Origin of the sequence: Corynebacterium sp. P4-C1 (assembly GCF_030503595.1) — a bacterium.
GTDB lineage: Bacteria > Actinomycetota > Actinomycetes > Mycobacteriales > Mycobacteriaceae > Corynebacterium.
This window is the reverse complement of the sequence record NZ_CP129966.1, coordinates 453143-477773: the sequence shown is the minus strand read 5'-3', so window position 1 is coordinate 477773 and position 24631 is coordinate 453143. Positions and strand designations below refer to the sequence as shown.

Below are 24631 nucleotides of genomic sequence, written 5' to 3'. Positions count from 1 at the left end.
CGCCCCACCAAGCAGGCGGGGCGGATTATGCCCGATTGTGTCCGGTTTAACAGTCCTCGGTTATCAGCATGAGTGGGTTACTCACTAATGCGGAGTAATGCCGGACTAATCCAGGTACAGTTTGCCGCGGTACTCCGGGTGCATCAGGTTTTCCTTGCTGAGGACTTGGTTGAGGGTTTCTTCGTCGAGAAGCTCCTTTTCGAGGACGAGCTCTCGCACGCTGCGCCCCGTCGCCGCCGCCTCCTTGCCGATCAAGTCGCCGTTGTGGTGGCCAATGAACGGGTTGAGGTAGGTAATGATGCCGATGGAATTGTCCACGTAGCCCTGGCAGACCTCGTCGTTGGCGGTGATGCCCTCAACGCACTTCTCGCGCAGGGTGCGTGCGGCGTTGCGCATTAAGTCGATCGACTCGAACAGGCACTGGGCGATCACTGGCTCCATGACGTTGAGCTGCAGCTGGCCAGCCTCGGCTGCCATGCCAACCGTCGCGTCGTTGCCGTAGACCTTGAAGCACACCTGGTTGACCACCTCGGGGATCACCGGGTTGACCTTCGCCGGCATGATCGACGAACCGGCCTGGCGCTCCGGAAGGTTGATCTCGTTCAGGCCCGCGCGCGGACCCGAGGACAGCAGGCGCAAGTCATTGCAGATCTTCGACAGCTTCAGTGCCGCGCGCTTCACAGCGGAGTGTGCCATGACGTAGCCGCCGGTGTCGGACGTCGCCTCGATGAGGTCCGGGGAGGTCGAAATCGGCAGGCCGGTGACCTCGCGCAGCGCCGCCACGACTTGGTCGCGGTAGCCGCCCGGGGTGTTCACGCCGGTGCCGATCGCCGTTGCGCCAAGGTTGACCTCGAGCAAAGCCTCAGCGGCGCTCTCCAGAGTGCGCTGCTCCTCGGCCAGGTTGGAGCCGAACGCGGTGAACTCTCCGCCGAGAGTCATCGGAACGGCGTCCTGGAGCTGGGTGCGGCCCATCTTCAGGATGTCGACGAATTCGTCGCCTTTCGCGCGGAACGCCTTCTGCAGCTCGTCGAACTCCTCCAGCAAACCCTGGAATGCGTGGTAGAGGCCGAGGCGGAAGCCGGTCGGGTACGCGTCGTTGGTCGACTGGGACATGTTGACATCGTCGTTCGGGTTGATGACGTCGTAGCGGCCCTTTTCCAGGCCGATCTGCTCGAGCGCGAGGTTGGCGACGACCTCGTTGGTGTTCATGTTGACCGACGTGCCCGCACCGCCTTGGAAGGCGTCGGACGGGAACTGGTCGAGGCACGCTCCCTCGTCGATGATCTTGTCGCAGGCCGCGATGATCGCGTCGGCCTTGTCCTTGGGCAGTGTGTGGAGGCGGCGGTTCGCCATCGCAGCTGCCTTCTTCACCATCACCATTCCGCGCACGAAATCGGGGAAATCCTGGATTTTCGTGGGGGAAATCTGGAAGTTGTCGATGGCGCGCATCGTGTGCACGCCGTAGTACTTGTCGTTGGGGACCTCGACTGTGCCGAGCAGGTCTTCTTCTGTTCTATAACCCATAGGTTCCAGTGTAGAGAAGAATTAGATTCGCGCGATCTGCAAATCCGTGGCGAGGATCGCTTCTGCCCCCGCGGCGGCGAGACGGTCCATGAGCTGGTTGGCGTCCTTGCGCGGAACCATCGCGCGCACTGCGACCCAGTTCTCACGTTGCAGCGGCGAGACAGTCGGCCCAGTCAGGCCCGGGGTGATGGAGACAGTCGCGTCGAGGTTGTCGCGGGAGACGTTGTAGTCGAGCATCACGAAATTGTGCGCGGTGAGGATCCCCCGGATGCGGGTGAGCAGCACCTCGTCGTCAGGTGTGAGCTTACGGCCTTTCCGCTTGACGACGACAGCCTCACTCTCCACAATCGCCTCCCCGAAAGGCTTCAGCCCCTGCTGACGCAGCGTGGCTCCCGTGGAGACCACATCGGCGATCGCGTCTGCCACACCGAGCTTGATGGAGATCTCCACTGCCCCGTCCAAGCGGATCACCTCGGTGTTGATGCCGCGGGCGGAGAGGAAGTCGGAGGCGAGGTGGGGGTAACTCGTCGCTAAGCGCTTGCCCTCCAAGTCCTCGACCGTCCACTCCTCGTCTGCGGGCGCCGCGAAGCGGAAGGTCGAGCCACCGAAGCCGAGCTCGAGTACCTCCTCGACGTCCGCGCGGGAGTCGAGTGCGAGGTCCCGGCCCGTGATGCCCAAATCCAGGTGTCCCGCCGCCACATAGATGGCGATGTCTTTCGGGCGGAGGAAGAAGAACTCGACGTCGTTGGCCTCGTCGACGATGTTGAGGGCTTTGCTGTAGCCCCGCCCCTTGTAGCCGGCCTCTTTGAGAATTCCGGTGGCCGCTTCCGACAACGAGCCCTTGTTGGGCACAGCGATCTTGATCATGGTGGCTGGTTACTCCTCTAGAGGTACTTGTAGATGTCGTCGGGGGTGAGACCGCGCTGAAGCATCATCACCTGCGTCCAGTACATGAGCTGGCTCATTTCCTCCGCCAGCTCCGCGTCGGACTGGTACTCCGCGGCGATCCAGACCTCGCCGGCTTCCTCGATGATCTTCTTGCCGATGAAATGCGCCCCCTTGTCCAGCGCCTCCACCGTTCCTGAGCCCTCCGGTCGCTCAGTGGCCTTTGTGGACAGTTCCGCATAGAGATCATCGAAATTCTTCACGCAAATCACTCTACCCAGAAGCGCACCAGCCAAGCGCCGGTTTCAACGAAGAAGCCCCGCACGGTGCTCAGCGGCCGCGCTCAGCGGTCTCGCGCGTCGGCCGCTCCGCGGAACCATTCGGTCACGCAGGCGGCGGCATCGGGCTTCCGCCCTGCTTCGGCGAAGAGCGCCGGATTAAAACGGGTCACGCCCTCCGGAACCGTCCGAGCAAGCCCGAGCACCACGCAACCCGCGCCAGCTGCCGCGGACATGCCCGCCCAGGAATCTTCGAACACGAGACACTCGGCAGGATCCTCCCCCACGGTGCGCGCTGCTTTGAGGTACATCTCCGGTGCGGGCTTCGGACGCGCCACCTCGTCCCCTGTGACTGAGCCGACGAAGAACTCCCTGCCCACGGCGTCGATGCAGCGGTCGGCGAGCTCACGTTCGGTGTTCGTTGTCACCATCATCGGCACACCGGCCGCGTGGAGGGCAGCGAGCACCTCCCGGACACCGGGATTGGGCTCCAACGAGCCTTCGAACAGCTCAGCCATCCGGCGGTACATCCAGGTGCGGTGGGTGGCGTAGTCGGCGTCGTCAAGCGAAATGCCCGCCCACTCCGCGCACACGCGCAACGTGTTCGCGAAGCTGCCGCCCACTGTCTCCTCGCGCTTTTCTTCGCTCAGGCGGCGGCCGAGGCGTTCGGACAGTTCGTAGGTGGCCACTCCCCACAATGGCTCGGTGTCCACCATCGTGCCGTCCATGTCCCAAAAGACGGCGCGTGGACCTGGCCTAGTCAAGCTCGGGAAGAGAGTTGAGCGCCTCGTCGTCCGCACCCGTCGCCGCAGCGGCACGGTACGCGAGTTCCTGGAGGTCAGCCTTCTCCTCCGGCTCGAGCACGGCATCGGCGTGCTTCGCGTTGAAGTCGTGCAGGCTTCCGAAGAACGGCTCCACGACGGACAGCAACTTATCGCCGTCCGGGTCATCCCCGATGAGCTCCAGCGCGTCGAGGTAGCCCTCGACCAGCTTCTTCAAGTCAGGCAGGACCGCAGGGTCGAAGGGCTCCTCCCATAGCTCTTTGTCGTCCTCTTTGAGGTACGAGCCGGTAGCGAAGGTGGTCAGGTCATCAATGAACTCGTCGACGTCGGACTGGAACTGATCGCGAATGGTCATGCCAGCCATCATTCCCCAAGATCAGCGGAGCTGCACGCCAAGCAGCCCGTCGAGCGCGCGGGCGATGATTCCGTCGTGGTCGCCGGCGGCATCGTCGACGGCTTGTAGAGCCGTCACGGTATCGAGGTCGTTCGCGAGGGCGGCGCGGAGCTTATCGACGACCCCCACCGCCTCTTCCTCACTAACCTCCCCCGCGAGGGATTCCCGCCAGCGCGCCAACCGCGCTTCCGCCTCGTCGAGAATGCCGTAGGAAAAGTCGCGGTCATTGCGGTAATGACCGGAGAAAACGGCGAGGCGGATCGCGCCTGCTTCGTGCCCCTGCTCGGTGAGCTTATGCACGAAAACGAGGTTTCCCAGCGACTTGGACATCTTCACCCCGTCGAGGGCGATCATGCCTGTGTGCACGTAGTGGCCCGCCATGCGCTCGACGTCGTAGGCGGCCTCGGCGTGCGCCGCGGAAAACTCGTGGTGCGGGAACGCCAGGTCGCTTCCGCCGCCCTGAATGGAAAACGTCTGCCCCAGGCGGTTCGTCGCGATCGCCGAACATTCGATGTGCCAACCCGGCCGCCCCGACCCGAACGGCGCATCCCACGCCGGTTCCCCGTCGCGGTGCCCACGCCACAACAGCGCGTCGAGCGGGTCGCGCTTACCTTCCCTGTCCGGGTCGCCGCCGCGTTCAGCGAAATATTTCTCCATCGTCGCGCGGTCGAGGTTGGACTCGTAGCCGAATTGCTCGGTGGCGGAAATGGGAGCGTAGATGTCGCGTGCGCCGGAGGCGTCGACAAGCGGATAGGCGATGCCTTTGTCGAGGAGCACCTGGACCATCTCGACGACCTCGCCGACAGCCTCCATCGCGCCGATGTAGTCGCGCGGCGGAATGACCGACAGTATCTCCATGTCGCTGCGGAAAAGGTCGATCTGGCTCGTGCCCAGCTCGCGCCAATCGACGCCGTCTCGTTCCGCGCGCTCGAACAGCGGGTCGTCCACGTCCGTGATGTTCTGCACGTAGTGGACCTTGTGCCCGTTTGCGAGGAGCTGGCGGTACACGAGGTCGAATGTCAGGTACGTCGCCGCGTGGCCGAGGTGCGTTGAGTCGTACGGAGTGATTCCGCAGACGTAGAGGCCGACTTCGTCGCCCCGCGTATCGACGTCCCTCACTACCCCATCCGCCGTGTCATACAACGCGAGCGGCACCGGCGTGCCAGCGACTTCAGGGACAGAAGGAATAGGCCAAGAATGCATGCAGCCCACAGTACAACGCGGTCCTGCCCGGGGCCCGAACCGTGCCCAACGTCCAGCCCTTTCAATGCACAGCCCCGGATTCCCATCTTTGTGGCGTGCTTGATCGGCGGTCCTGCGTGGTGTTTCGCGGGATCGCCGTGTCAGCAGTCAAGTAGTTAGTGTGAGCGCTCTTTGAAAAGTAGTCCATCCGAAAAAGATTGGATGGATGATTCCTTTGGATCAATAGACACAGATCCGATACCTGAGTGGGCAGGTTCTATGTTCCGAAGAGCTGTTTCATTGCCCCGTAGGGGTGGCGGTTATTCGCCACTGGTGTGCCCCGAGGCGATACCCAGGTCGGTGTTCCGGCCCTGATCTCAATCCGGCCCCTGTTCTGCTTGGCCGGGTCATCATCGTTGGTGCGGTTGTGGTACCTGCACAGGATCGACAGGTTATCCATATTCGTCAACCCACCCCGCGACCAGGCAGTGACATGGTGGACCTCGCAGTTATCTGCCGCGTGCCGGCAGCCTGGTACCGGGCAGGTCGTGAGCACCATCCGGGCTAGATCCCGCTGCTTGGCATTGGCCAAGCGCTTGGTGTCATACAGGTTCACTGCACCTGCCTGCGGGTGGAACACCGCCACTTCCAAGGTGGAACCGTGAAACCACGCTAAATACTGCGCCCCGGTCATCGTGGTGCCATCGGATAACCCCAGCACCACATCATCACCATCACCGGCCAGAATCCTGGTGTAGTCATCGAGCGGGATGAGTACTACCGGGCGCGGCACCGCCGCGGCCACACCACCAGCACCAGCACCATCGCCGTTGTTGGTGGTGGTGGTGCGGATCAGGTCGACGAACGCGTCATACATCTGGCCTGCCACCGGCCTATCCGGGCGCAGGTCACGCCGCAAGGCGAACTCCACCGCTGCTATAACGTGCTCGTCCCCGGTCACCGTCATCGTGCGGGTGTTCCTATAGGACCCGGTGAACCGCACACCCAGTGCAGGGGCACCACGCCCACCATCACCGCCTCCGTCCCCGTCACTGTTGCCGTGGTTGGGGAGGATGTCGGCGGCGTGACGTTTCAGCGTGTCGTAGGTGCCACGCACCGACAACAACGCCAGGCGCAACCCCCACTTCCCGGCATCATCAGACACGCCACGCACACAGGATTCGATGAAGACTAACTGGTCCAACGACTTCGATGTCTCACGTGCCAGGCGCACCGCGTGGCGCTGCTTGCGGGTAAACCGTGTCGGGCCGAAATACACCTTCGCCAAACCGGACCACTTGCGTACCGTGACCGGGTTGATGCCGGCACGCACCGCCACCTGACGGTCGAACCCCGCCAGGATCCCCATCGGGGAGGATACGGAAGCGATGAAAGCGTCGAAATCGTTCATGACCCAAACCATAAATCCCCACCCCACCCACCAACAGATCCCCAACCCACACCTGTGGATAACTCCCTCTTATCCAGATGCCTCGGCACCATCACCACCCACATCAGGGCGATGACATGCGAAAAGAACCGGTTCCCTCAAAGCGATCGAGGGACCCGGCCACCGGCTGGATTGAAGAAGAGCCCGAAGGAATCCTGCCTGCAGCAACAAACTACTTGACAGAGCTCTCTTGACAGCGCGCTCAGGAGCTAAGGACACGAGAGTGCACTCAGGAGCGCAAACCCAAACGCATGCGGCTAGTAGGCGCCGCCCCCGGCATTCATGACGCCGGCGCCGAGCAGCACCATGACAATAAGACCCAACGGGATGCGGTACGCGGCGAACCAAGCGAAGGAGTGGTTGGAGACGAATTTCAGCAGCCAGGCGATGGAGGCATAGCCGAGCGCGAACGCTATGACGGTGCCGACCAGCAGCTGCGCACCGGTGGCAGACTGTCCGGCTTGGGGGGCGAAGGCGTCGGGAAGCGAGAAAATACCGGACGCGAGGACTGCCGGAATGGCGAGGAAGAAGCTGAAGCGCGTGGCCACCTCACGGTCGAGGCCGCGCAGGAGGCCGCCGGAAATGGTGCCGCCCGAACGCGATACACCCGGGATGAGCGCGAGGCACTGCCACAGGCCCATGATGATGGCGTCCTTCATGGTCAACTCCTCGTAACCGCGTTTCTTGGTGCCGAATCGCTCCGCGAAAATGAACACGAAGGAAAACAGGATCAGCACGGTGGCGGTGATCCAGAGGTTGCGAAAATTCTCGCGGATGAGGTCCTTGAGCAGGACACCGGCAAGGGCGACGGGAATGGTGCCGACGATGACCATCCAGCCCATGCGGTAGTTGAACCCGCGCTTATCCCGGTTGAACAGGCCGGCGAACCAACCGGACAGAATCTGCCAGATTTCTTTGGCGAAGAAGACAAGCACCGCCAGCTCCGTGCCCAGCTGGATGACGGCGGTAAAGCTCGCACCGGCGTCCTGGCTGAAGAACAACGAGGACACGATGTTCAGGTGGCCGGAGGAGGACACCGGCAAAAATTCCGTGAGTCCCTGGACGATGGACAGGACGACAACCTGGAGCCACGACATGGTTTCGGGGGTTGATTCAATCACGGACGACACACTACCGCTGCGGCCCCTGCGCGCTGAAGTGTGACGCGGCGGAACAATTCGACGCGGCGGCACAATTCACTGTTGATAAGCTTGGGTCCGTGAAATTTCGCCGTTCGTTGACAGTATTCGCCGTTTCCTGCGCTGCTTCTACCTTGCTGCTCACAGCGTGCTCGCAGACACCGGGGGTGCCGATCGAGTCCCCCGAGATGGGCAACGCGGAGCCAGCGCAGTCGCCGCCGACGGCTGATGCCGACGGTGAGACGGTCGACTTCCCGGCGGTGGACGACATCGAGATCACGAACGGCACTATCGGTGTCAGGGCGGATGGAACGCTGCGGTTGGGTACGCTCGACGAGGTCAGGGCGGGCGGCGGTTCCACGCACGAGCTCGACGAAACATGCGGCGATGTCACGGCGAACGAGGGGGTCTTCGCGACGGTGTGCGGCGGTACGGTTCGCCTCTTCACGGGCGACCAGGAGGAGTCGTTCACGCCTGATGAGGAGGTCACTGTTGCAGCGCCGCTTGCCGACGGCACCGTCATCGCAGGTTCCGACGAGACCGCCACACTCTGGGTTTTCGGCAGGGACGGCGGGAAGCAGGACCGCATCACGGTGGCCCGCCCGTCGGATTTTGTGCTGGCTCAGAAGGACAGGGTCGTGCGCCTGAACCGCTTCGACACAACGATCCAGGATGTGCAGCTAGCCAAGAGTCGTCAGGGTGGCACGCTGCGCGTGGGACTGGGCGTCGGGCAGGCCGCGTTTGGCGAGGACGGCATGGTGCTCGCGTCGGATGCGACGGGCGGCCAGCTTCTCGTGTACACCACGGACGAGGTCGTGCGCCTGCACCAGTCGGTCCCGACAGATGCGTCCCCGTGGGCGGTATCGTGGGATCCGGCGCACAAGCTCGCGTGGGTCACCTCGACGGCAGAGAACACCGCCACGGCGTACGACATTTCTAAGGGCGTGCCGCGCGAGCAGCGGAAGGTGCGCACAGTCGCGGACGCGCAGAACATGGTTTCGCTTGACGACGGCACCCTGCTCATCGGTTCTGCTTCCGGTGCCGGCCTGCAAATCATTCCGCCGGAATCCACCGGCACAGACGCTGACAACCCCGCAACCGACAATTAGGAGTTCTTCTCATGGGTGCTTACGACGCTCTGCTCAAAGTCATGTTCCTGCTCCCCCCGGAGCGAATCCACGGCATTATCAGCGGGGCGCTGAGGGCTCTCAACGCGATCGCACCGGCAAACCGGGCGATGGAGAAGGTTGTGCGGGTACACGACAAGCGCCTGGAGCAGGAATTGTTCGGTGTGACATTCCCGGCACCGCTGGGGCTTGCGGCAGGATTCGATAAGAACGCCACGGCTATCGACGCCTGGGGCGCCGTTGGTTTCGGTTACGCGGAGCTCGGCACCGTCACTCCCCGCCCCCAGCCCGGCAACCCGGCGCCGCGCCTGTACCGGCTGCCGGCCGATAAGGCGATTCTCAACCGCATGGGCTTCAACAACGAGGGTGCGCTGGCGGTCGCGAAGAACCTGGAGAAGCGGAAGTCGGGCAATGTCGTCGGCATCAACATCGGCAAGAACAAGACCTCTGAGGACGCAGTCCGCGACTACCGCACTGGTGCGAGTCTACTTGGCCGGCTGGCGGACTACATCGTGGTCAATGTCTCCTCCCCCAACACTCCGGGTCTGCGAGATCTGCAGGCGATCGAGGAGCTCCGCCCGATTCTCGGCGCGGTACAGGATGCCACGGACACACCGGTCCTGGTGAAGATTGCCCCGGATCTCAGCGACGCGGACATCGACGCAGTCGCCGATCTGGCTGTGGAGCTGGGGCTCGCCGGCATCGTGGCCACGAACACCACGATCAGCCGCAACGGCTTGAGCACTGATGCGGCGGAGGTTGAAGCGATGGGTGCCGGCGGCATCTCGGGAGCCCCCTTGAACGACCGGTCGCTCGAGGTGCTGAAGCGTTTGAACGGGCGTGTGGGCGGAAAGCTCGTGCTGGTGAGCGTTGGGGGTATCTCCACCCCGCAGCAGGCGTGGGAGCGTATCACTGCCGGTGCCCACCTGTTGCAGGGTTACACACCGTTCATTTACGGCGGCCTGGGATGGATCCGCGCGGTTCACCACGGTCTCGCCCGCCAGGTGGAGGCGCATGGCCTCGACAACATCGGCCAAGCGGTCGGCTCGAGTCTCGCCTGGAAAGACTAGAACGCGACCGCCCGGCGATGAACGCCATGACGCGCACGCACGGCCTTAGTTCTCGTCCCAACCCCAGATGATGGCGCGTCCCAGGGAGTGGAAGTTGAGGTTGAAGCCGAGCTGTGTGGGGTTAGCGATCCCGTCGGCCGGCAGCTCGGTGTCCACAGCGTGGACAGCGAAGAGGTACCGGTGCGGGCCGTGGCCTTCGGGTGGGTTGGAGCCGTAGTAGCCCTTGACACCGGAATCACCGGTGAGAACGACTGCGCCGACACCGAGGCCATCCTCCGAGCCGGCGCCGGTGGGCAGCTCGGTCACGTCCACCGGGATGTTGAACGCGGCCCAGTGCCAGAAACCGGATGCCGTCGGTGCATCCGGGTCGAAGCACGTCACGGCAATGGTCTTCGTGCCCTCTGGAAGTTCGGACCAGGCCAGCTGCGGGGAGATGCCGTCGTCGCCGGTCTGGGTGTCAGGAAGCTTCTCGCCGTCGACCAGGTCGGTGGAGGTGACGGGAAACGACGGGACGTCGACAAGCGGCGCGTACGGGTCGGGGCCGGGGAAACGGTCGGAAACATACGAAACAGTCATGTCTCCTTTGTACCGTCCTATCGCGTTTGACGTGGCGATTTGCCGGACTCATGTGCCACGTCCTATAGTTCTACGAGTGCCCAGCCGCAAGGCTGACAACACCCAAAGCCCGGGTGGCGGAATGGCAGACGCGCTAGCTTGAGGTGCTAGTGTCCTATTAACGGACGTGGGGGTTCAAGTCCCCCCTCGGGCACAGACCCGCACCCCTCCGGATGACCGGCGGGGTGCTTTTCGTTTCACTAGAAGCCGCTGCGCACAGGGCGAGGAAGATCTTCCGCAGCTGCATCCCCGCCGCGACGACGCATGCGGTGTACACGGCGAACATGGGAATCGCGGTCACTAGCGCCGAGAGGAGGAACCCGTCGAATGGCCAGCCGCTGGAGGCGTCAGAGCGTATCCCGAGGATGACTGCCGGAGCGACAAGGCCAGCAACGAGAACAATGCTGGCCACGATGCCGCGGAAGGCGCGCGTACGGGCGGTGAACAGACACGCCGGAATCCCGAACAGCACGCCCGCGGCGGTGAAAGCGATGGCCAGCGCGGGGAATTCCTTGAGGTCCAGCACCGGGGCTGCCGCCGCGAGGCAGGCCATGAAGAGCAGAGTCGGGAGGAGTTTCGGGTCATCGTGAATCATTCGCGCACCACTTCGAGTTTGGCTCCAGCGTACCCGCAGGGGAAAATTGTGCCGTGCAACTTCGAAAAGTGGGCCCGCGCGGCAAGATTGTTCTCGTGCTCGTCGCGGGGGCGCTCTTCATCGCGGCGTGGACGCTTATCGACGTCCCGTCGCTTGCCCAACTCCGCTCCTGGTCCGAGCGCACCGGCCCCTGGTTCCCGGCCGTCTTCTGGGTGGCCTACGTGGTGATCACGCAGTTCCCTATCCCCCGCACTCTGCTCACGGTGTCGGCGGGCGTGCTGTTCGGCGCTGTGCGGGGCATTGCGCTGGCGCTCACCGCGACGACGGTGTCGGCCGTCATCTCGTTGCTGCTGGTGCGCTTCCTACTGCGTGACTGGGTGGAGCCGCGCCTCACGCACCCGGCTGTGCGGCGGATCAACCAGCGGCTAGAGGAGCGGGGCTGGCTGGCGGTCACGAGCCTCCGCATGATCGCGGGCGTGCCGTTTTCCATCATGAATTACGCCGCTGCACTCACCCGCGTGCCGGTCCTACCGTTCGCCGCCGCCACGCTCGTGGGGTCCGCACCGGGAACAATTCTGGTGACGATGTTCGGGCAGACGCTGACGGATGATCCGGACCCGGTTTTCGTGGCGGTCATGGTGGTGCTCGCCGTCGTGGGGCTCTCGGGCTTGCTTTTCGACGCCACCACGCCCACTCGTCAAGCCTCCACCGTGGACCGGGGGTCGCGGGGTTAGACTAACGCCATGATTGCCGTCCATGCCCGCTACCGTGGCCGCGATTCCCGTCGCGCCGACCTTGTGAAGCGCTCCGCTGAAGCCTTGTCCACCCTCGACGGGGTCGGCCACTTCGATGTCGTAGGGGTGGAGGACATCCGAGCGCACGTGGACAACGCGGAGGCCGCCTGCATGCTCGTGATGGCCTTGCTTTCCGACGGCGACTGGGCCATCGGCATCGGCATCACCGAGAACGGCCCCGCCGTCTACGCCGCGACGGATGCGGTGGGAAGGAAGGCGGGGCTGGTGAGGGTTGTCGTCGATAAGCGGGAGCCCGGGACGGACGCCGCTGATATCGCCTCAGCGTTCGCGCTGCTCGGCCATGTGCTGGCAAAGCGCACCGTCGAGGGCCGGGAGGCCACGTCGCTGGTGCGCTCGGGGCTGAACCAGAATGAGGCCGCGGCTCAGCTCGGGATTTCGAAACAGGCCATGAGCCAGCGCCTGCAGGCCGCCGGGTGGCAGGCCGAGCAGGCGGGCTGGCAGCTGGCCGTCAACTTGATGTCTAGGGCTGCTGGGGACGCTGGTTAGGCATCTGGGGCGGGAAACCCGGCTGCTCGAATTGCGGCCGCGGCTGGGGCGGCTGCGCGTACTGGCCCGGTTGGACGGGCTCTGCCGGCTGCTCATGGCGCGGGGCCTCGGAGGCGGGGGTGGTCGGCTCAGGGTCACCGGAGGTCACCCGGCTGGAAATGCCGCCGCTGGCCGGGGTACCCGGAGCTGCGTTTCCAGTACCCGTCGTCGCTTCGTCGAGTGAGGAGCCCACCGGCTTGTTCGCCACTGCGCGGGCTTCGGCGACGGCCTTGGCGATCTCGGGGTCTGTGTTGGTCTCGAACCACGCGTCGGTGTCTTCCTGCGTGGCAATCTCGCGGGCTTCCTGGTCGATCTGGCCCGGCTCGTAGCGGAACACACCGTCATCGTCCTTCTTGGCGAAGGCCTTGGCGAATTCCTCCAGCGAATCGCCGAACTGCGACGGGATCATCCACATCGTGGAGCCGTTGCCCTCGGCGATCTTCGGCAGCTTCTCCATGTACTGGAACGCCAGCAGCTCGGGAGTGACCCCGGAGGACTTGATGGCGGCGTTGACCTTCTGGATCGCGCGCGCCTCACCCTGCGCCTCGAGGAATTTCGCCGCGCGCTCACCCTCTGCGCGCAGAATAGTCGCCTGGCGCTCTGCTTCCGCGGCGAGGATCGCCGCGTGCTTCTCGCCCTCAGCCGACAGGATGCGCGCCTGCTTCTCGCCCTCGGCGGTCTTGATGTCGGACTCGCGGCGGCCCTCGGCGGTGAGAATCATGGCGCGCTTCTCGCGATCCGCCTTCATCTGCATCTCCATGGACTGCTGAATGGACGGTGGCGGATCGATCGCCTTGAGTTCAACTCGGCTGATGCGCAGGCCCCACTTGGCGGTGGCGGCATCCAGCTCGCCGCGCAGACGGCGGTTGATGGTTTCTCGGGAGGTCAGGGTTTCCTCGAGGGTCATGCCGCCGACGACGTCGCGGAGCGTCGCCGTGGAGATCTGCTCCACGCCCACGATGTAGTTATCCACACCGTAAATGGCGCGGGCCGGGTCGTTGATCTGGAACGTCACCACCGTGTCGATGGCCACGGTCAAATTGTCCTGCGTGATCACGGCCTGCGGCGGGAACGACACCACGCGCTCGCGTGTGTCCACACGCTCACGGACCCTGTCCACGAACGGGATGAGAAGCGTGATGCCGCCGGAAACCGTGCGGGTGTAGCGGCCGAGGCGCTCGATCACAGCTGCCTCACCCTGCGGGATCAGGGCGATGGCGCGGAAAACGACGACGACGATGAAGAGGAATAAGACGAGCAGTAGAACAAGCGTTGGGGTCATGGTCACTCCTTCCAGACGACGGCGGTCGGGCCGTCGATATCAGCGACGGTGACGTGCTCACCGGCGGGGATGGTCAAAGCGGGGTTGATGGCGCGGGCCGACCAGATCGAACCGTCGAGGCGAACTTGGCCGCCGGACTGCGTAATGTCCTCCAGCACCTCCGCCGAGGCGCCGACCAGCGCCTTCGGGGAGGTGTCCAGTGCCGACGATTTCTTGTACCGGCGATGCAACCACGGGCGGAGAAACAGGATGAGGGCACCGGACGCGAGCCCGAATGTCACGATCTCCGCCCACAGCGGAATGCCGAACAGACTTGCGCCAGCGGTGGTCAACGCACCCCCGGCGAGCATGAGGAAGGTGAACTCGCCCGCCGCTAACTCAAGGCCGGCGAGAACGAGCGTGACAATGAGCCAAATAACTGTTCCCACGTAGTCAGATTAACGCATTCGGGGCGTCGATAAGCGGGTCAAAAGCTTTCTTTGGGCAACTCCGGTGTGGTGACGAAGTCGACGAGCCGCTCGACCGCGCCGATGAGCGTGTGGTCGAGGTCGCGGAACGTCTCAACTGCGTTGTACACACGGTTCCACCCCTCCCGCGGATCGGACCAGCCCACGCGGCGGCAGATACCTGTCTTCCAATCCTCGCCCTTGGGCACGTCGGGCCACGCGCGCAGGCCGAGGCGCTCCGGCTTCACCGCCGCCCAAATATCCACGTACGGGTGACCTGTGACCAGCACGTGCGGCCCAACATCCGCGACGAGGCGCGACTCCTTCGACCCGTCGATGAGGTGATCGGCGAGCACTCCGATACGGCGCCCCGGCCCCGGCTCGAATTCAGCGAGACGCTCGGGCAGGTTGTCTAGCCCCTCGAGGAACTCCACGACAACGCCTTCAACGCGCAGGTCGTGGCCCCACACCTTCTCCACGATCGCCGCGTCGTGCACGCCCTCGACCCAGATGCGCGAGGGCATTGCGACCTTCGCCTGAACGTTCTCCACACGCCGCGACCCCGAATTCGAACGGCGCGCTTCCTGCTTGACTGCGGGCCGCGTCAGCGTCACCCTCTCCCCCTCCACGAGGAACGCGCCGGGGAGCATCTTGAACAGCCTCTGTGTCCCGCGCCGGTCCTCCAGGCGAACGAAATCGCCGTCGTACGTGCGCTCCAGCCCCACGACGAGTCCCACGAAGTCGTCGCCGAAAACCTCCGCGACGATGTCGCCCGTCGCTTCCACCTGCGGGTACACCTTCGGCTTTTTGCGGGGGTGACCGGCGAAAATATCTCCACCGTACGGGTCTGCGTTCCTGTTGAATCCGCTCATAGTGGGCTATGAGTGTATCCGTTACACTTCGGATCCGTGAGTACGCGCGCCGAAGTCTATTCGCCCCTCCAGAACACAGCAGTCTGGCTCGCAGCATGGCTTTGCGGGCACGAACCGTCCGACGCCCTCGTCGGCGCACTGACAGAGCTCTTCGGCCGCAACACCTACCAAGGTGAACCTCTCGCGCAGTTGCTTCACGACGTCCGCGCCTCAGCCGACCTCGACTCCCCCGGCCCCGCAGTGCGCCTGATCCTGTCCGGGCCCGGGCAGCCCCCAGAGCTGCCGGCGGGATCGCCCGCTGCCGCGGCTGCCAACGCGATGAGCGGGGGAAGCGCGATCGTTCTGCGGGGGCACGCTGGAGTCTCCCATATCCTCGTCCCCGAAAGCACGGATGCCGGCGCCGAGTGGCACTGGTTTGAAGAGCACGGCCCCCTCCCCGAACCGGCCTGGCTCAGCCCCGGCGAAGCCGATGCCCTGTTGGCCCGCGCAACGGAGCAGGCGACGGTCCTCATCGAGGCGACCGGCGGCACTCGCGCGGAGCTCCCCGACCCCCGGTTGACCGTGGGCACCCTCGCCGATTTCTACGACACCCCCGGACTCCCCCTGCGCACACCCGGTCGCGCAGCGAAACTGTTCGCGCGCGCCGATGCCGTCGCCGCCGTCATCGAGACGGTGGTCGACCGGCTCAACGACCATTCCTTCGACCCGCAGCTGTTCAGCCTGTGGCGACATATCCGCACCGCGCGGATGGCCGGGGTCGCTGACGCGGTGCTGGACTACCAGCGGTGAGCGGCGCTCGGGCGAGAAGGCCTACGATGCCGGCGCAGCCGCTGCCGGCTTCGGTCGCTGAGGAGCGCAGCAGCCTTCCTTGCACGGTGCCCCGTTGAGGGTGCAGCCCTGGACAGTGATCGTCGACAAGCTCTCGGGCTCCGTGCCTGCGGCCGTGTTATCGAGCAGATCGAGAATGAGCTGCGCGAATACCGGGTCCAAGCCCACCGTCGGCGTTCGGGTGAGGGTGATGCCACGTTCCTCGCACGCTTCCTTGAGCTCGGTGTCGAGGTCCCAAATGACCTCCATGTGGTCGGTGATGAAACCGACCGGCACGCAAATGATGTGCTTGACACCCTCGCCCGCATCATCGATTTCCTCGGTTCGGTCCACTACGTCCGGCTCGAGCCATGGGGTGCGCGGGTCGCCGGAACGGGACTGCCACACGACCTCGTAGTCCGGCACGCCCGCCTCGAGCGCGATTAGGCGGGAGGCCTCGGCGACCTGACGGGAATAGAGGTTCTGGTCGGTGGGGCCGCCCGAAGCGTCATCGGCCGCGTTCGGCACCGAGTGGGCGGCGAAGAGCACACGGGTGGACTTCTGGTCCGCGGACTCCCAGGCGGCGCGAACCTGGTCGGCCATGAGCTTGATGAAGGTCGGGTGGCCGTAGAACTGCCACAGCTTCGTGAACTCGATCTCCGGGTGCACCTCGCGCAGCTTCACGATGTCCTCGTCGTACTGGCGGCACGCCGAGTACCCGCCCCACGCCGAGGTGGCGAACACGGCGACGTGCTTGTGACCGTCCGCCGCGATCTGGTCCACTGCATCCGCCGCGAACGGGTGCCAGTTACGGTTGCCGAAATACACCGGAAGTTCGTCGCCCCGATCGGCGATGGCCGCCTCGAGATTCGCGATGATTTCGCGGTTCTGCCCGTTGATCGGGCTCACACCACCGAAGTTGAAATAGTGCTCGCCCACTTCGGCGAGACGCTCGCGCGGGATGCCGCGTCCGCGGGTGACATTCTCCAAAAAAGGAATGACCTCGTCTTCTCCCTCGGGGCCGCCGAAGGAAAGGACGAGGAGTGCATCGAATTGGCTATCAGACATGGTTGCCAGTCTAGATCAGCCGGACCTACCTAGGTGCCAGTTGCCATGCCTGTTGCCGCGCTAGATCAAACGGACTGCCATCGGTGCGAGACCGTTTCGGCGCACCGCGGTCTTCTGCACGTTCATTCCGGTCTGGGGTGCCTCCAGCATCATGCCGTCACCGAGGTAGATAGCCACGTGCTGGCTGCCCTGGTTGCCCCAGAACAGGAGGTCACCGCGCTCAACTTGGTCGACCGGAATCTGGGTTCCGCGCTGGTACTGGTAGCCGGTGTAGTGCGGCAGCGAGATGCCCGCACCGGAGTAGGCGTAGAGCACCAGACCCGAGCAGTCGAATCCGGCTTGGCCGTTGTAGCCCTGACCGTCGAGACCCATCGTGGCGCCGTTGGCGTCGCCGCCGCCCCACACGTACGGTATGCCGATCTGGGATTCGGCCCGGGCAATGACCGCTTCGATCTGCTGCCCACGTGAGCCGTCTGATGCGGACTCGGTGCCGCGCAACTTCTCGGAGACCTTCTCCGCGTCGTCGACCTCAGGCAGCACACCGGCGACGTCGGTTCCCTCTTCCTCGTCGGATTTCGCGACCTCTTGATCAGCGCTCTCGCTTGACGACGGAGACGCGATATCCCCCGACACCGCCTCCCCCGAGGCAGAATCCTGGTACGGGTCCTCGAAGCTGGCGTGCTCCGCCTGGGACTGGTTCACCGCCTTGGAGAAGGCGTCGAGCGCAGTCTGCACAGTCTCCGGATTGGCGAAGTCCTCCAGGGACGGAGCCTGGGACGACTGCGGAGCCGAAGAGTTCTCCTCAGCAGAAGACGCAGAAGACTCGGCTTCCGCGGCCGTTGCCGCCTCAGCGGGCTCCGACTCAGAGGTGTCAGCCTCGCTGGACTGCACAGTGGGTTGCTCTTCAGTGGAGGTGGTCTGAGTGTCAGTCCCAGTCTCAGCCGTAGTCTCGGTCTCGGTCCCGGTCCCGGTCTCAGTCTCGACAGCGGGAGATTCCGTCGCCGAAGATGATCCAGGCTGTGCAGCCTCAGAAGGCTCCACAGTCTCGTCCGCTTGAGCGCTCTGCTCCGACGAGGAGTGTTCCGCTTCCGGCTCCGTCTCGGAAGCGGATTGTGCCGCTGGCGCTTGTGCCGGATCTTCCGTTCCGATGCCCATCGCCGCGGCGGCCTCGGGGCGCTGCTCGGCCAGCTCTGTCTGAGCCTGCTCCAGCTCGGAGGAAGCAATGTCGCGTTCCGACAGCTGGGATTCCAGAGCGCTCAGGGACGAGTCGAGCGTGTCCCGGGCGTTAGTCTCGGCATCTTCGGCGGCGGCAGCGCGCTCGTCGGCAAGCCTGCTAGCTTGACGTAGAGTGGACTCGTCGTTAGCGGCCTCCGTGCGGGAACGCTGGAGATCCTCGAGCGCACGCTGCTTATCCTCTGATTCCTTGCGCAGATAAGTCTGCCGGTCGAGGGAATCCTTTCGCGCATCAGCATCGGCGTGGACGGGAGTGCCGTTAGCGCCGCTCGAACGGTAGGAAGAGCGGGAAATCTCATCCAGCTCCTCCTGGGCGCGCTCGACATCGGCCTGGGTCTCGTCGAGACGCTTCCGCGCCTCGGTGGCGCCGCGCCGAGCCTGCTCCGCCAGCGACTGAGCGTCATGAAGATCAACGAGTGCCTGGTTGACAGCCTCGCGCAAATTGCCGATCTCTAGGTTAATGCGGTTGACATCCGCCTCGTGCCGGGAGATCTCGGAGATGATCGCGGTCAGCGGCGATTCTTGAGCAGAGACCTCGACAGATGGGCTCGCGATAGACAGCGTCGCAACGCAAGCAGCCGCTGGCACGATCGACCGAAAAGTGAGCTTGGTGCGTTTAACGAACGTGCGGGGCCGCGCGGACGCGGAACGGACGGTGAAATCCACGGAGGTTTTCCTCTCACCGCACACTTCATAAACGGCTCGCATCCAGTTCCCTTTGCGGGCGCGAGCCGTGAATGAGCCAAACAGTCAAGTCTGGCGTGCGGACGATTGAACGATCACGGTTGTGAACCCGCGAGCCGGCGCACTGCGACCGTCCGCCCGGCGCAATCCGCATTCCTTGGCGTGCTTCCCCACATGCCCGAAATAATCGCGTGTTGCGACTGCGGCCTATGTTGCAGTTACCGACTCACGAGCCGACATGGAAACCATAGGTCACGTAACCAGTCTGTTGCACAAGCTTTACCAATTTTCACACCCGTCAAGCTAAATAACATGACTGTGAGAATTGCCCTGGCTGCGGTTTTGTGAACCACGGCCGAAAATGTGACTTCCGTCACATTCATCTGTTGCGCTAGCAGACAAAGTAGAGGCTGCTAGGACGACACGCCGGAAAGCACGTATCGACGTTCACTTTGGCGCCTGGCCCATCAAGGCTTATTACTTGACGTCAATCCTCTGGCCCGCCGAGGATTCACCGCCGACCGGTGCGGACAGTACGAAGGGTGACCGCCACAGCGACGGCCGCAACGATGACGACAGCGCAGATCACGGCAAGCCACGGAACGGTGAAGCCCGCGGCTTCCTCCCCGAAGGCGCGGACACCGGCCGCGTAATCAGGCTCGGAGATCAACGCATACTGCCCCTGCTCCACCTGCGCCCGGGTGAGACTGCCACTGACGGCAGCGGTCGAGGCAGGCGTCCGGACGATGACGGTGTCGAGGCCCGTTGCGTCCTTTAGATCCTGGGCCAGGTCGCGCAGCTGGCCAGCAGGTTGGCCGGTGGTCTCGAGGACTACCATTCCTGCAGAGCCATTCGTGCGCCCCTCCAGGTCGGAAAGTGCCCCCAGCAAGTTCTCCTGCAAGACGGCATTGACGGGGTTGTCGGTGCCGAAGGCGACAGCGTCGTCGTTAAGCTGCGAGGCCAAGCTCTCGAAGTCGGGGGCGCTGGGATCCATGATGATCAGCGTAACGGCGCTCTCCCCCGGCGCACGGTGGGCGCGCCGCTCCCCCGCGGGGTATCTGAAAGTCTGAACCGGGGAAATGTGCGGGACCAAATGCCCCCTAAATAACGTGTGTGGCTTAACATTGACCGTTAGGGGCCCGTACGGGTCACACACCTAGATTTTCAGTTGTTACAACGAGAAACGGAGCTCACGTGTCTGAAAGCAAGAACTCCTTCAACGCCAAGAAGACGCTCGAGGTAGGCGGCAAGTCTTACGACTACTACGCCCTTGACGCGGTCGAAGGCATGGAGAAACTCCCTTACTCCCTCAAGGTGCTGGGCGAAAACCTCCTGCGCACCGAGGACGGCAAGAACGTCACCGAAGAGCACATCAAGGCTATCGCCAACTGGGACCCGTCGGCAGAGCCGTCCGTGGAAATCCAGTTCACCCCGGCCCGCGTCCTCATGCAGGACTTCACCGGTGTGCCCTGTGTCGTCGACCTTGCCACCATGCGTGAGGCCGTTTCCTCCCTCGGCGGCAACCCGGACCAGGTCAACCCGCTGAACCCGGCCGAGATGGTCATCGACCACTCCGTCATCATCGAGGCGTTCGGCTCCGAGAGCGCTCTGGACAAGAACGTCGAGATCGAGTACGAGCGCAACGAGGAGCGCTACCAGTTCCTGCGTTGGGGTGCGGAGAACTTCTCCAACTTCCGCGTTGTCCCGCCGGGAACCGGCATCGTCCACCAGGTCAACATTGAGTACCTGTCCCGCGTCGTCTTCGACAACGACGGCGTCGCATACCCGGACACCTGCATCGGCACCGACTCCCACACCACCATGGAGAACGGCCTGGGCATTCTGGGCTGGGGTGTCGGCGGCATCGAGGCTGAGGCAGCAATGCTCGGCCAGCCGGTGTCCATGCTCATCCCGCGCGTGGTCGGCTTCAAGCTGACCGGCGAGATCCCGGTCGGCGTCACCGCTACCGACGTCGTCCTGACCGTCACCGAGATGCTCCGCGAGCACGGTGTGGTCCAGAAGTTCGTCGAGTTCTACGGCGACGGCGTCAAGGAGATCCCTCTGGCCAACCGCGCGACCATCGGCAACATGTCGCCGGAGTTCGGCTCCACCTGCGCGATCTTCCCGATCGACGAGGAGACCATCAACTACCTGCACCTCACCGGCCGCGACCAGGAGACCATCGACCGCGTCGAGGCTTACGCCAAGGCTCAGGGCATGTGGCTCGAGCAGGGTGCGGAGGAAGCCGAGTACTCCGAGTACCTCGAGCTCGACCTGTCCACCGTCAAGCCGTCCATCGCAGGCCCGAAGCGCCCGCAGGACCGCATTCTGCTCGAGGAGTCCAAGGACACCTTCCGCAAGCAGCTGCCGGACTACAACACCGCTGGCGAAGGCCAGGCAGAGCCGGTCCGCGCCGAGAAGGTCGAGGTCGTCTCCTACAACGAGTCCTGGCCGGCGAACGGCGAGTCCGCCGCCGAGGGCGCTGAAGGCCGCGCCTCCAAGCCGGTCATCGTCGAATCCCCGCAGGGCGGCGAGTACACCCTCGACCACGGCATGGTCGCCATTGCTGCCATCACCTCCTGCACCAACACCTCCAACCCGTCCGTCATGGTCGGTGCGGCGCTGCTGGCGCGCAAGGCTGCGGAGAAGGGCCTGAAGGCCAAGCCGTGGGTCAAGACCATCATGGCTCCGGGTTCGCAGGTCGTCGACGGCTACTACAACCGTGCCGACCTCTGGAAGGACCTCGAGGCTGTCGGCTTCTACCTCTCCGGCTTCGGCTGCGCGTCCTGCATCGGTAACTCCGGCCCGCTGCCGAACGAGGTGTCCGACGCGATCAACGAGTACGACCTGACCGCCACCGCTGTGCTGTCCGGCAACCGTAACTTCGAGGGCCGCATCTCCCCGGACGTGAAGATGAACTACCTCGCGTCCCCGCTGCTCGTCATCGCATACGCGATCGCCGGCACCATGGACTTCGATTTCGAGTCTCAGCCACTCGGCCAGGACGCAGAGGGCAACGATGTCTTCCTGAAGGATGTCTGGCCGTCCCCGGAGGAGATCGAGGGCGTCATCGCCGAGACGATCTCCCGCGAGATGTACGAGAAGGACTACGCGGACGTCTTCAAGGGCGACCAGCAGTGGCAGGCACTCGACGTTCCGGAGGGCAAGACCTTCTCCTGGAACGAGGACTCCACCTACATCCGCAAGGCTCCGTACTTCGACGGTATGCCGGACCAGCCGGAGGCTGTCGAGGACATCAGCGGTGCCCGCGTTCTGGCGAAGCTGGGCGACTCGGTCACCACCGACCACATCTCCCCTGCTTCCTCCATCAAGCCGGGCACTCCGGCGGCGAACTACCTGGACGACAACGGCGTCGCCCGCCATGACTACAACTCCTTCGGTTCCCGCCGCGGTAACCACGAGGTCATGGTCCGCGGTACCTTCGCCAACATCCGTCTCCGCAACCAGCTCGTCGAGGATGCCGGCGGTTACACCCTGGACTTCACCCAGGAGGGCAACCCGCAGGCGTTCATCTACGATGCCGCCCAGAACTACGCCGAGAAGAACATCCCGCTGGTCGTCCTGGCCGGTAAGGAGTACGGCACCGGTTCTTCCCGCGACTGGGCTGCGAAGGGCACCAACCTGCTCGGCGTGCGCGCAGTCATCACCGAGTCCTTCGAGCGTATCCACCGCTCGAACCTGATCGGTATGGGCGTTCTGCCGCTGCAGTTCCCCGAGGGTGAGTCGCACGAGTCCCTGGGTCTGGACGGTACCGAGACGTTCGACATCTCCGGCGTCACCGCCTTCAACGAGGGCGACACCATCCCGGAGACCGTCCACGTCACCGCGACGAAGGACGGCGGCGAGACTGTCGAGTTCGACGCCAAGGTCCGCGTTGACACACCTGGTGAGGCCGAGTACTACCGCCACGGCGGCATTCTGCAGTACGTGCTGCGCCAGATGGTCAAGAGCTAACTCTTAGCCACATAAGGCCGGGTCCCAGCCGGGGCCCGGCTTTTCGCTTTTCGACGCCCCGAATTCACGCAAACTAGACCAAGCGGTATAGAATCGCCGTTATGTCTCGTCTGCTCTTCCTGTCACTCCGCGACGGCGCGATCGGCCCCGACGTGTCAAAGGCCGAATACAACGACGTCCTGAACGCCACCGGACTTTCTCCCGAACAGGTCGAGCGCCTAATGATTCCCGACGAGCACACCCCCCTAGGCAGCCTCGACGGTTTTTCCGGGATCATCGTCGGCGGCAGCTCCCTCAACATCACCAACGCCGAGTGGTCCCCCTGGCAGCGCCACGTGGACGCGATCCTCAGCGAAGTCGCCGAAGGCCCGCTGCCTGTCTTCTTCGTCTGTTTCGGATTGAGTTGGCTGACCCACCACACCGGCGGAACTGTGGCGCACACCCACCCGGAGGCCGCAGGTCCGACAGCTGTGGAGCTGCTCCCCGCCGCCGAGAACGACCCGATCGTGGCCGGATTGCCGGAGGAATTCACGGCACTGACCGGGCACACTGAAAACGCCGAGCCCCATCCGGCGGCCCTGGAACTTCTCGCCGCCGGCCCGACCTGTCCGGTGCAGATTGTCCGTTACCGCGACCACGTCTGGGCCACGCAATTCCACGCCGAAATGGACCATGCGGCCATGAAGGCCCGGATGGATTTCTTCTACGACTACGGCTATTTCCCCGCCGCTGAGTACGACACCATTGTCGCCTCACTGCCCGGCGTGGACACCGAGTACGCGCACGAGCTGATGCGGCGCTTCGTGGCGTACTGCGGCGTGAACTAGGTCCTAGATCTCGGACGCTGGGGTGTCGCCGTCCTCGAATTCGAAGGGGTTCGGCTCGAGCCCGCCCCGGTCGACAGCTTCGACAATCACTTGGGCGACAAGCTCGCGCGATGTCGTCGACTCCGCGTTGCGCAGCTCCGTCAGCACGTGCAGGCCCCTCGACGGCTCATCGGTCAGACGCGTCGGCCCCAGAATCGTGTACGGCAGTTCCGAGGCCAGAAGACGCTTATCGACGTCCTTCTTCGCCTCCACGTACGCGTACCACGATCCCCCGTCGTCCTCTGCCGTGGCCTCCGACGCACCCGCATAAGACACCATGACGAAGTGCGGGGCGAACTCCCCCAGTTCCTCTAGTGCGTCGACCGCTTTCAGCGCCGCATCGCGGTCCACCGCGTAGGTGCGCTCTGCGCTGCCGCCTCCTGCGCCAGCGGACCACACCACCGCATCGAACGGAGTGATCAGGCGGGCCCAGCCCTCCTCATCGAGGGTGGTGAGGTCCTGGATGATCGGGGTTGCTCCGGCGTCGATAAGCGGCTGCGCGTGGTCCGGATTGCGCACGAGCGCCGCGACCTTGTGCCCCGACTCGATGAGCAGCGGCACCGTGTGCTTGGAAACGTTGCCGCCCGCCCCGAGGACGAGGACGAACTTGGACGTTTTTTGCAGATTTTCCAGATTTTCCTTAGTAGCCATGCTCCCCACGCTAGTCATGTCTGGCGCGGCGTGTCTGGGCCGTAGGATAGGTACCATGTACGCGATCATCACCACCACGGGACCCGACCGTGTCGGCATCATCGCCGGCGTGTCCAAGGCGGTCGCCGACCACGGTCTCAACATCGTCGATGTCTCCCAGACGATCATGGACGACTTCTTCACCATGGTCCTCCGCGCAGAACTCCCCTCCGAGGGCTTCGACCTCGCCGGTATGCAGGACGACATGATTGAACTCGGCAAGGGGCTGGGTGTGGACATCCGCGTCCAGTCGGAAGCCCTGTTCACCGCCATGAACGAGGTGTAGCCGGTGGCCAACGAGCTCAACTTCAAGGCAGCCAGCATCGT

25 protein-coding genes and 1 tRNA gene are annotated in these 24631 nt (G+C 64.2%); 9 read left to right on the top strand and 17 right to left on the bottom strand.

The window, feature by feature from the left end; genetic code table 11:
* Positions 1 to 105: 105 nt before the first annotated feature.
* From aspA to QYR03_RS02245, 8 genes are all read right to left on the bottom strand, one after another.
* A complete protein-coding gene (gene aspA / locus QYR03_RS02280) occupies positions 106 to 1524 on the bottom strand; it encodes an aspartate ammonia-lyase (RefSeq protein WP_259851493.1) in 1419 nt (472 codons plus the stop codon).
* Positions 1525 to 1545: 21 nt separating this feature from the next.
* Positions 1546 to 2391 carry an ATP phosphoribosyltransferase gene (gene hisG / locus QYR03_RS02275; protein WP_301712973.1) on the bottom strand — a complete coding sequence of 282 codons (846 nt, stop codon included), beginning with the start codon at positions 2389 to 2391 and terminating at the stop codon, positions 1546 to 1548.
* A 17-nt stretch (positions 2392 to 2408) separates the two neighbouring features.
* Positions 2409 to 2672 (bottom strand): phosphoribosyl-ATP diphosphatase, encoded by a 264-nt coding sequence (locus QYR03_RS02270; protein WP_259851495.1) that lies wholly within the window; start codon positions 2670 to 2672, stop codon positions 2409 to 2411.
* Positions 2673 to 2752: 80 nt separating this feature from the next.
* Positions 2753 to 3415: an HAD family phosphatase gene (locus QYR03_RS02265; protein WP_301978779.1), complete on the bottom strand. Its 663-nt coding sequence runs from the start codon at positions 3413 to 3415 to the stop codon at positions 2753 to 2755.
* A gap of 28 nt (positions 3416 to 3443) precedes the next feature.
* Positions 3444 to 3824: a hypothetical protein gene (locus QYR03_RS02260; RefSeq protein WP_259851497.1), complete on the bottom strand. Its 381-nt coding sequence runs from the start codon at positions 3822 to 3824 to the stop codon at positions 3444 to 3446.
* Positions 3825 to 3845: 21 nt separating this feature from the next.
* Positions 3846 to 5066 (bottom strand): cysteine--1-D-myo-inosityl 2-amino-2-deoxy-alpha-D-glucopyranoside ligase, encoded by a 1221-nt coding sequence (mshC, locus tag QYR03_RS02255; RefSeq protein WP_259851498.1) that lies wholly within the window; start codon positions 5064 to 5066, stop codon positions 3846 to 3848.
* Positions 5067 to 5322: 256 nt separating this feature from the next.
* Complete coding sequence (locus QYR03_RS02250; RefSeq protein ID WP_301978776.1) at positions 5323 to 6456, bottom strand: HNH endonuclease signature motif containing protein; 1134 nt, start codon at positions 6454 to 6456, stop codon at positions 5323 to 5325.
* 296 nt (positions 6457 to 6752) lie between these two features.
* Complete coding sequence (locus QYR03_RS02245) at positions 6753 to 7592, bottom strand: undecaprenyl-diphosphate phosphatase (protein ID WP_259850866.1); 840 nt, start codon at positions 7590 to 7592, stop codon at positions 6753 to 6755.
* Between the two features lie 122 nt (positions 7593 to 7714).
* Between QYR03_RS02245 and QYR03_RS02240 the strand changes: the two genes are divergently transcribed.
* Both QYR03_RS02240 and QYR03_RS02235 read left to right on the top strand, forming a co-directional pair.
* The gene (locus QYR03_RS02240) at positions 7715 to 8743 is read left to right on the top strand and encodes a YncE family protein (RefSeq protein WP_301712429.1); all 1029 of its coding nucleotides are present in this window, start codon (positions 7715 to 7717) and stop codon (positions 8741 to 8743) included.
* A gap of 11 nt (positions 8744 to 8754) precedes the next feature.
* The gene (locus QYR03_RS02235; RefSeq protein ID WP_301712428.1) at positions 8755 to 9831 is read left to right on the top strand and encodes a quinone-dependent dihydroorotate dehydrogenase; all 1077 of its coding nucleotides are present in this window, start codon (positions 8755 to 8757) and stop codon (positions 9829 to 9831) included.
* Between the two features lie 45 nt (positions 9832 to 9876).
* Here QYR03_RS02235 and QYR03_RS02230 read toward each other — a convergent pair whose 3' ends face one another.
* Positions 9877 to 10407, bottom strand: a complete 531-nt coding sequence (locus QYR03_RS02230) for a YbhB/YbcL family Raf kinase inhibitor-like protein (RefSeq protein ID WP_301712427.1) — start codon at positions 10405 to 10407, stop codon at positions 9877 to 9879.
* A gap of 107 nt (positions 10408 to 10514) precedes the next feature.
* Here QYR03_RS02230 and QYR03_RS02225 point away from each other — a divergent pair.
* Positions 10515 to 10600 (top strand) — tRNA-Leu (locus QYR03_RS02225).
* Here the strand turns inward: QYR03_RS02225 and QYR03_RS02220 are convergent.
* Positions 10565 to 11041, bottom strand: coding sequence for a hypothetical protein (locus QYR03_RS02220; protein WP_301712426.1), 477 nt, complete (start codon positions 11039 to 11041; stop codon positions 10565 to 10567). The genes QYR03_RS02225 and QYR03_RS02220 overlap by 36 nt on opposite strands.
* A gap of 86 nt (positions 11042 to 11127) precedes the next feature.
* Between QYR03_RS02220 and QYR03_RS02215 the strand changes: the two genes are divergently transcribed.
* Positions 11128 to 11775 carry a TVP38/TMEM64 family protein gene (locus tag QYR03_RS02215; RefSeq protein WP_259850865.1) on the top strand — a complete coding sequence of 216 codons (648 nt, stop codon included), beginning with the start codon at positions 11128 to 11130 and terminating at the stop codon, positions 11773 to 11775.
* Between the two features lie 9 nt (positions 11776 to 11784).
* Positions 11785 to 12342 (top strand): MarR family transcriptional regulator, encoded by a 558-nt coding sequence (locus tag QYR03_RS02210; RefSeq protein ID WP_259850832.1) that lies wholly within the window; start codon positions 11785 to 11787, stop codon positions 12340 to 12342.
* Here the strand turns inward: QYR03_RS02210 and QYR03_RS02205 are convergent.
* The 3 genes from QYR03_RS02205 to QYR03_RS02195 are packed head-to-tail and all read right to left on the bottom strand — an operon-like array spanning position 12317 to position 14981.
* Positions 12317 to 13663, bottom strand: coding sequence for an SPFH domain-containing protein (locus tag QYR03_RS02205; RefSeq protein WP_301712425.1), 1347 nt, complete (start codon positions 13661 to 13663; stop codon positions 12317 to 12319). The genes QYR03_RS02210 and QYR03_RS02205 overlap by 26 nt on opposite strands.
* A gap of 2 nt (positions 13664 to 13665) precedes the next feature.
* Positions 13666 to 14091 carry an NfeD family protein gene (locus QYR03_RS02200; RefSeq protein WP_301712424.1) on the bottom strand — a complete coding sequence of 142 codons (426 nt, stop codon included), beginning with the start codon at positions 14089 to 14091 and terminating at the stop codon, positions 13666 to 13668.
* Between the two features lie 38 nt (positions 14092 to 14129).
* Positions 14130 to 14981, bottom strand: a complete 852-nt coding sequence (locus QYR03_RS02195) for a DUF3097 domain-containing protein (protein WP_301712423.1) — start codon at positions 14979 to 14981, stop codon at positions 14130 to 14132.
* 36 nt (positions 14982 to 15017) lie between these two features.
* Between QYR03_RS02195 and QYR03_RS02190 the strand changes: the two genes are divergently transcribed.
* Entirely contained in the window at positions 15018 to 15770 is a 753-nt protein-coding gene (locus QYR03_RS02190) for a hypothetical protein (RefSeq protein ID WP_301712422.1), read from the top strand.
* 21 nt (positions 15771 to 15791) lie between these two features.
* Here QYR03_RS02190 and QYR03_RS02185 read toward each other — a convergent pair whose 3' ends face one another.
* The 3 genes from QYR03_RS02185 to QYR03_RS02175 all read right to left on the bottom strand — a co-directional run bounded on the left by QYR03_RS02185 (position 15792) and on the right by QYR03_RS02175 (position 19767).
* Entirely contained in the window at positions 15792 to 16856 is a 1065-nt protein-coding gene (locus tag QYR03_RS02185; protein ID WP_301712421.1) for a ferrochelatase, read from the bottom strand.
* A gap of 60 nt (positions 16857 to 16916) precedes the next feature.
* Positions 16917 to 18755: a DIP1281 family NlpC/P60 protein gene (locus tag QYR03_RS02180; RefSeq protein ID WP_301712420.1), complete on the bottom strand. Its 1839-nt coding sequence runs from the start codon at positions 18753 to 18755 to the stop codon at positions 16917 to 16919.
* Between the two features lie 529 nt (positions 18756 to 19284).
* Positions 19285 to 19767 carry a DUF6676 family protein gene (locus QYR03_RS02175; RefSeq protein ID WP_301712419.1) on the bottom strand — a complete coding sequence of 161 codons (483 nt, stop codon included), beginning with the start codon at positions 19765 to 19767 and terminating at the stop codon, positions 19285 to 19287.
* Between the two features lie 200 nt (positions 19768 to 19967).
* Here QYR03_RS02175 and acnA point away from each other — a divergent pair, with 200 nt between their 5' ends.
* Together acnA and QYR03_RS02165 are read left to right on the top strand one after the other, a co-directional pair.
* Positions 19968 to 22748 (top strand): aconitate hydratase AcnA, encoded by a 2781-nt coding sequence (gene acnA / locus QYR03_RS02170; RefSeq protein ID WP_301712418.1) that lies wholly within the window; start codon positions 19968 to 19970, stop codon positions 22746 to 22748.
* Positions 22749 to 22849: 101 nt separating this feature from the next.
* Complete coding sequence (locus tag QYR03_RS02165) at positions 22850 to 23575, top strand: glutamine amidotransferase (RefSeq protein ID WP_301712417.1); 726 nt, start codon at positions 22850 to 22852, stop codon at positions 23573 to 23575.
* 3 nt (positions 23576 to 23578) lie between these two features.
* Here QYR03_RS02165 and QYR03_RS02160 read toward each other — a convergent pair whose 3' ends face one another.
* The gene (locus tag QYR03_RS02160) at positions 23579 to 24265 is read right to left on the bottom strand and encodes an SDR family oxidoreductase (RefSeq protein ID WP_259850809.1); all 687 of its coding nucleotides are present in this window, start codon (positions 24263 to 24265) and stop codon (positions 23579 to 23581) included.
* A gap of 55 nt (positions 24266 to 24320) precedes the next feature.
* Between QYR03_RS02160 and QYR03_RS02155 the strand changes: the two genes are divergently transcribed.
* The gene (locus QYR03_RS02155) at positions 24321 to 24590 is read left to right on the top strand and encodes an ACT domain-containing protein (protein WP_259850808.1); all 270 of its coding nucleotides are present in this window, start codon (positions 24321 to 24323) and stop codon (positions 24588 to 24590) included.
* Positions 24591 to 24631 lie beyond the last annotated feature (41 nt).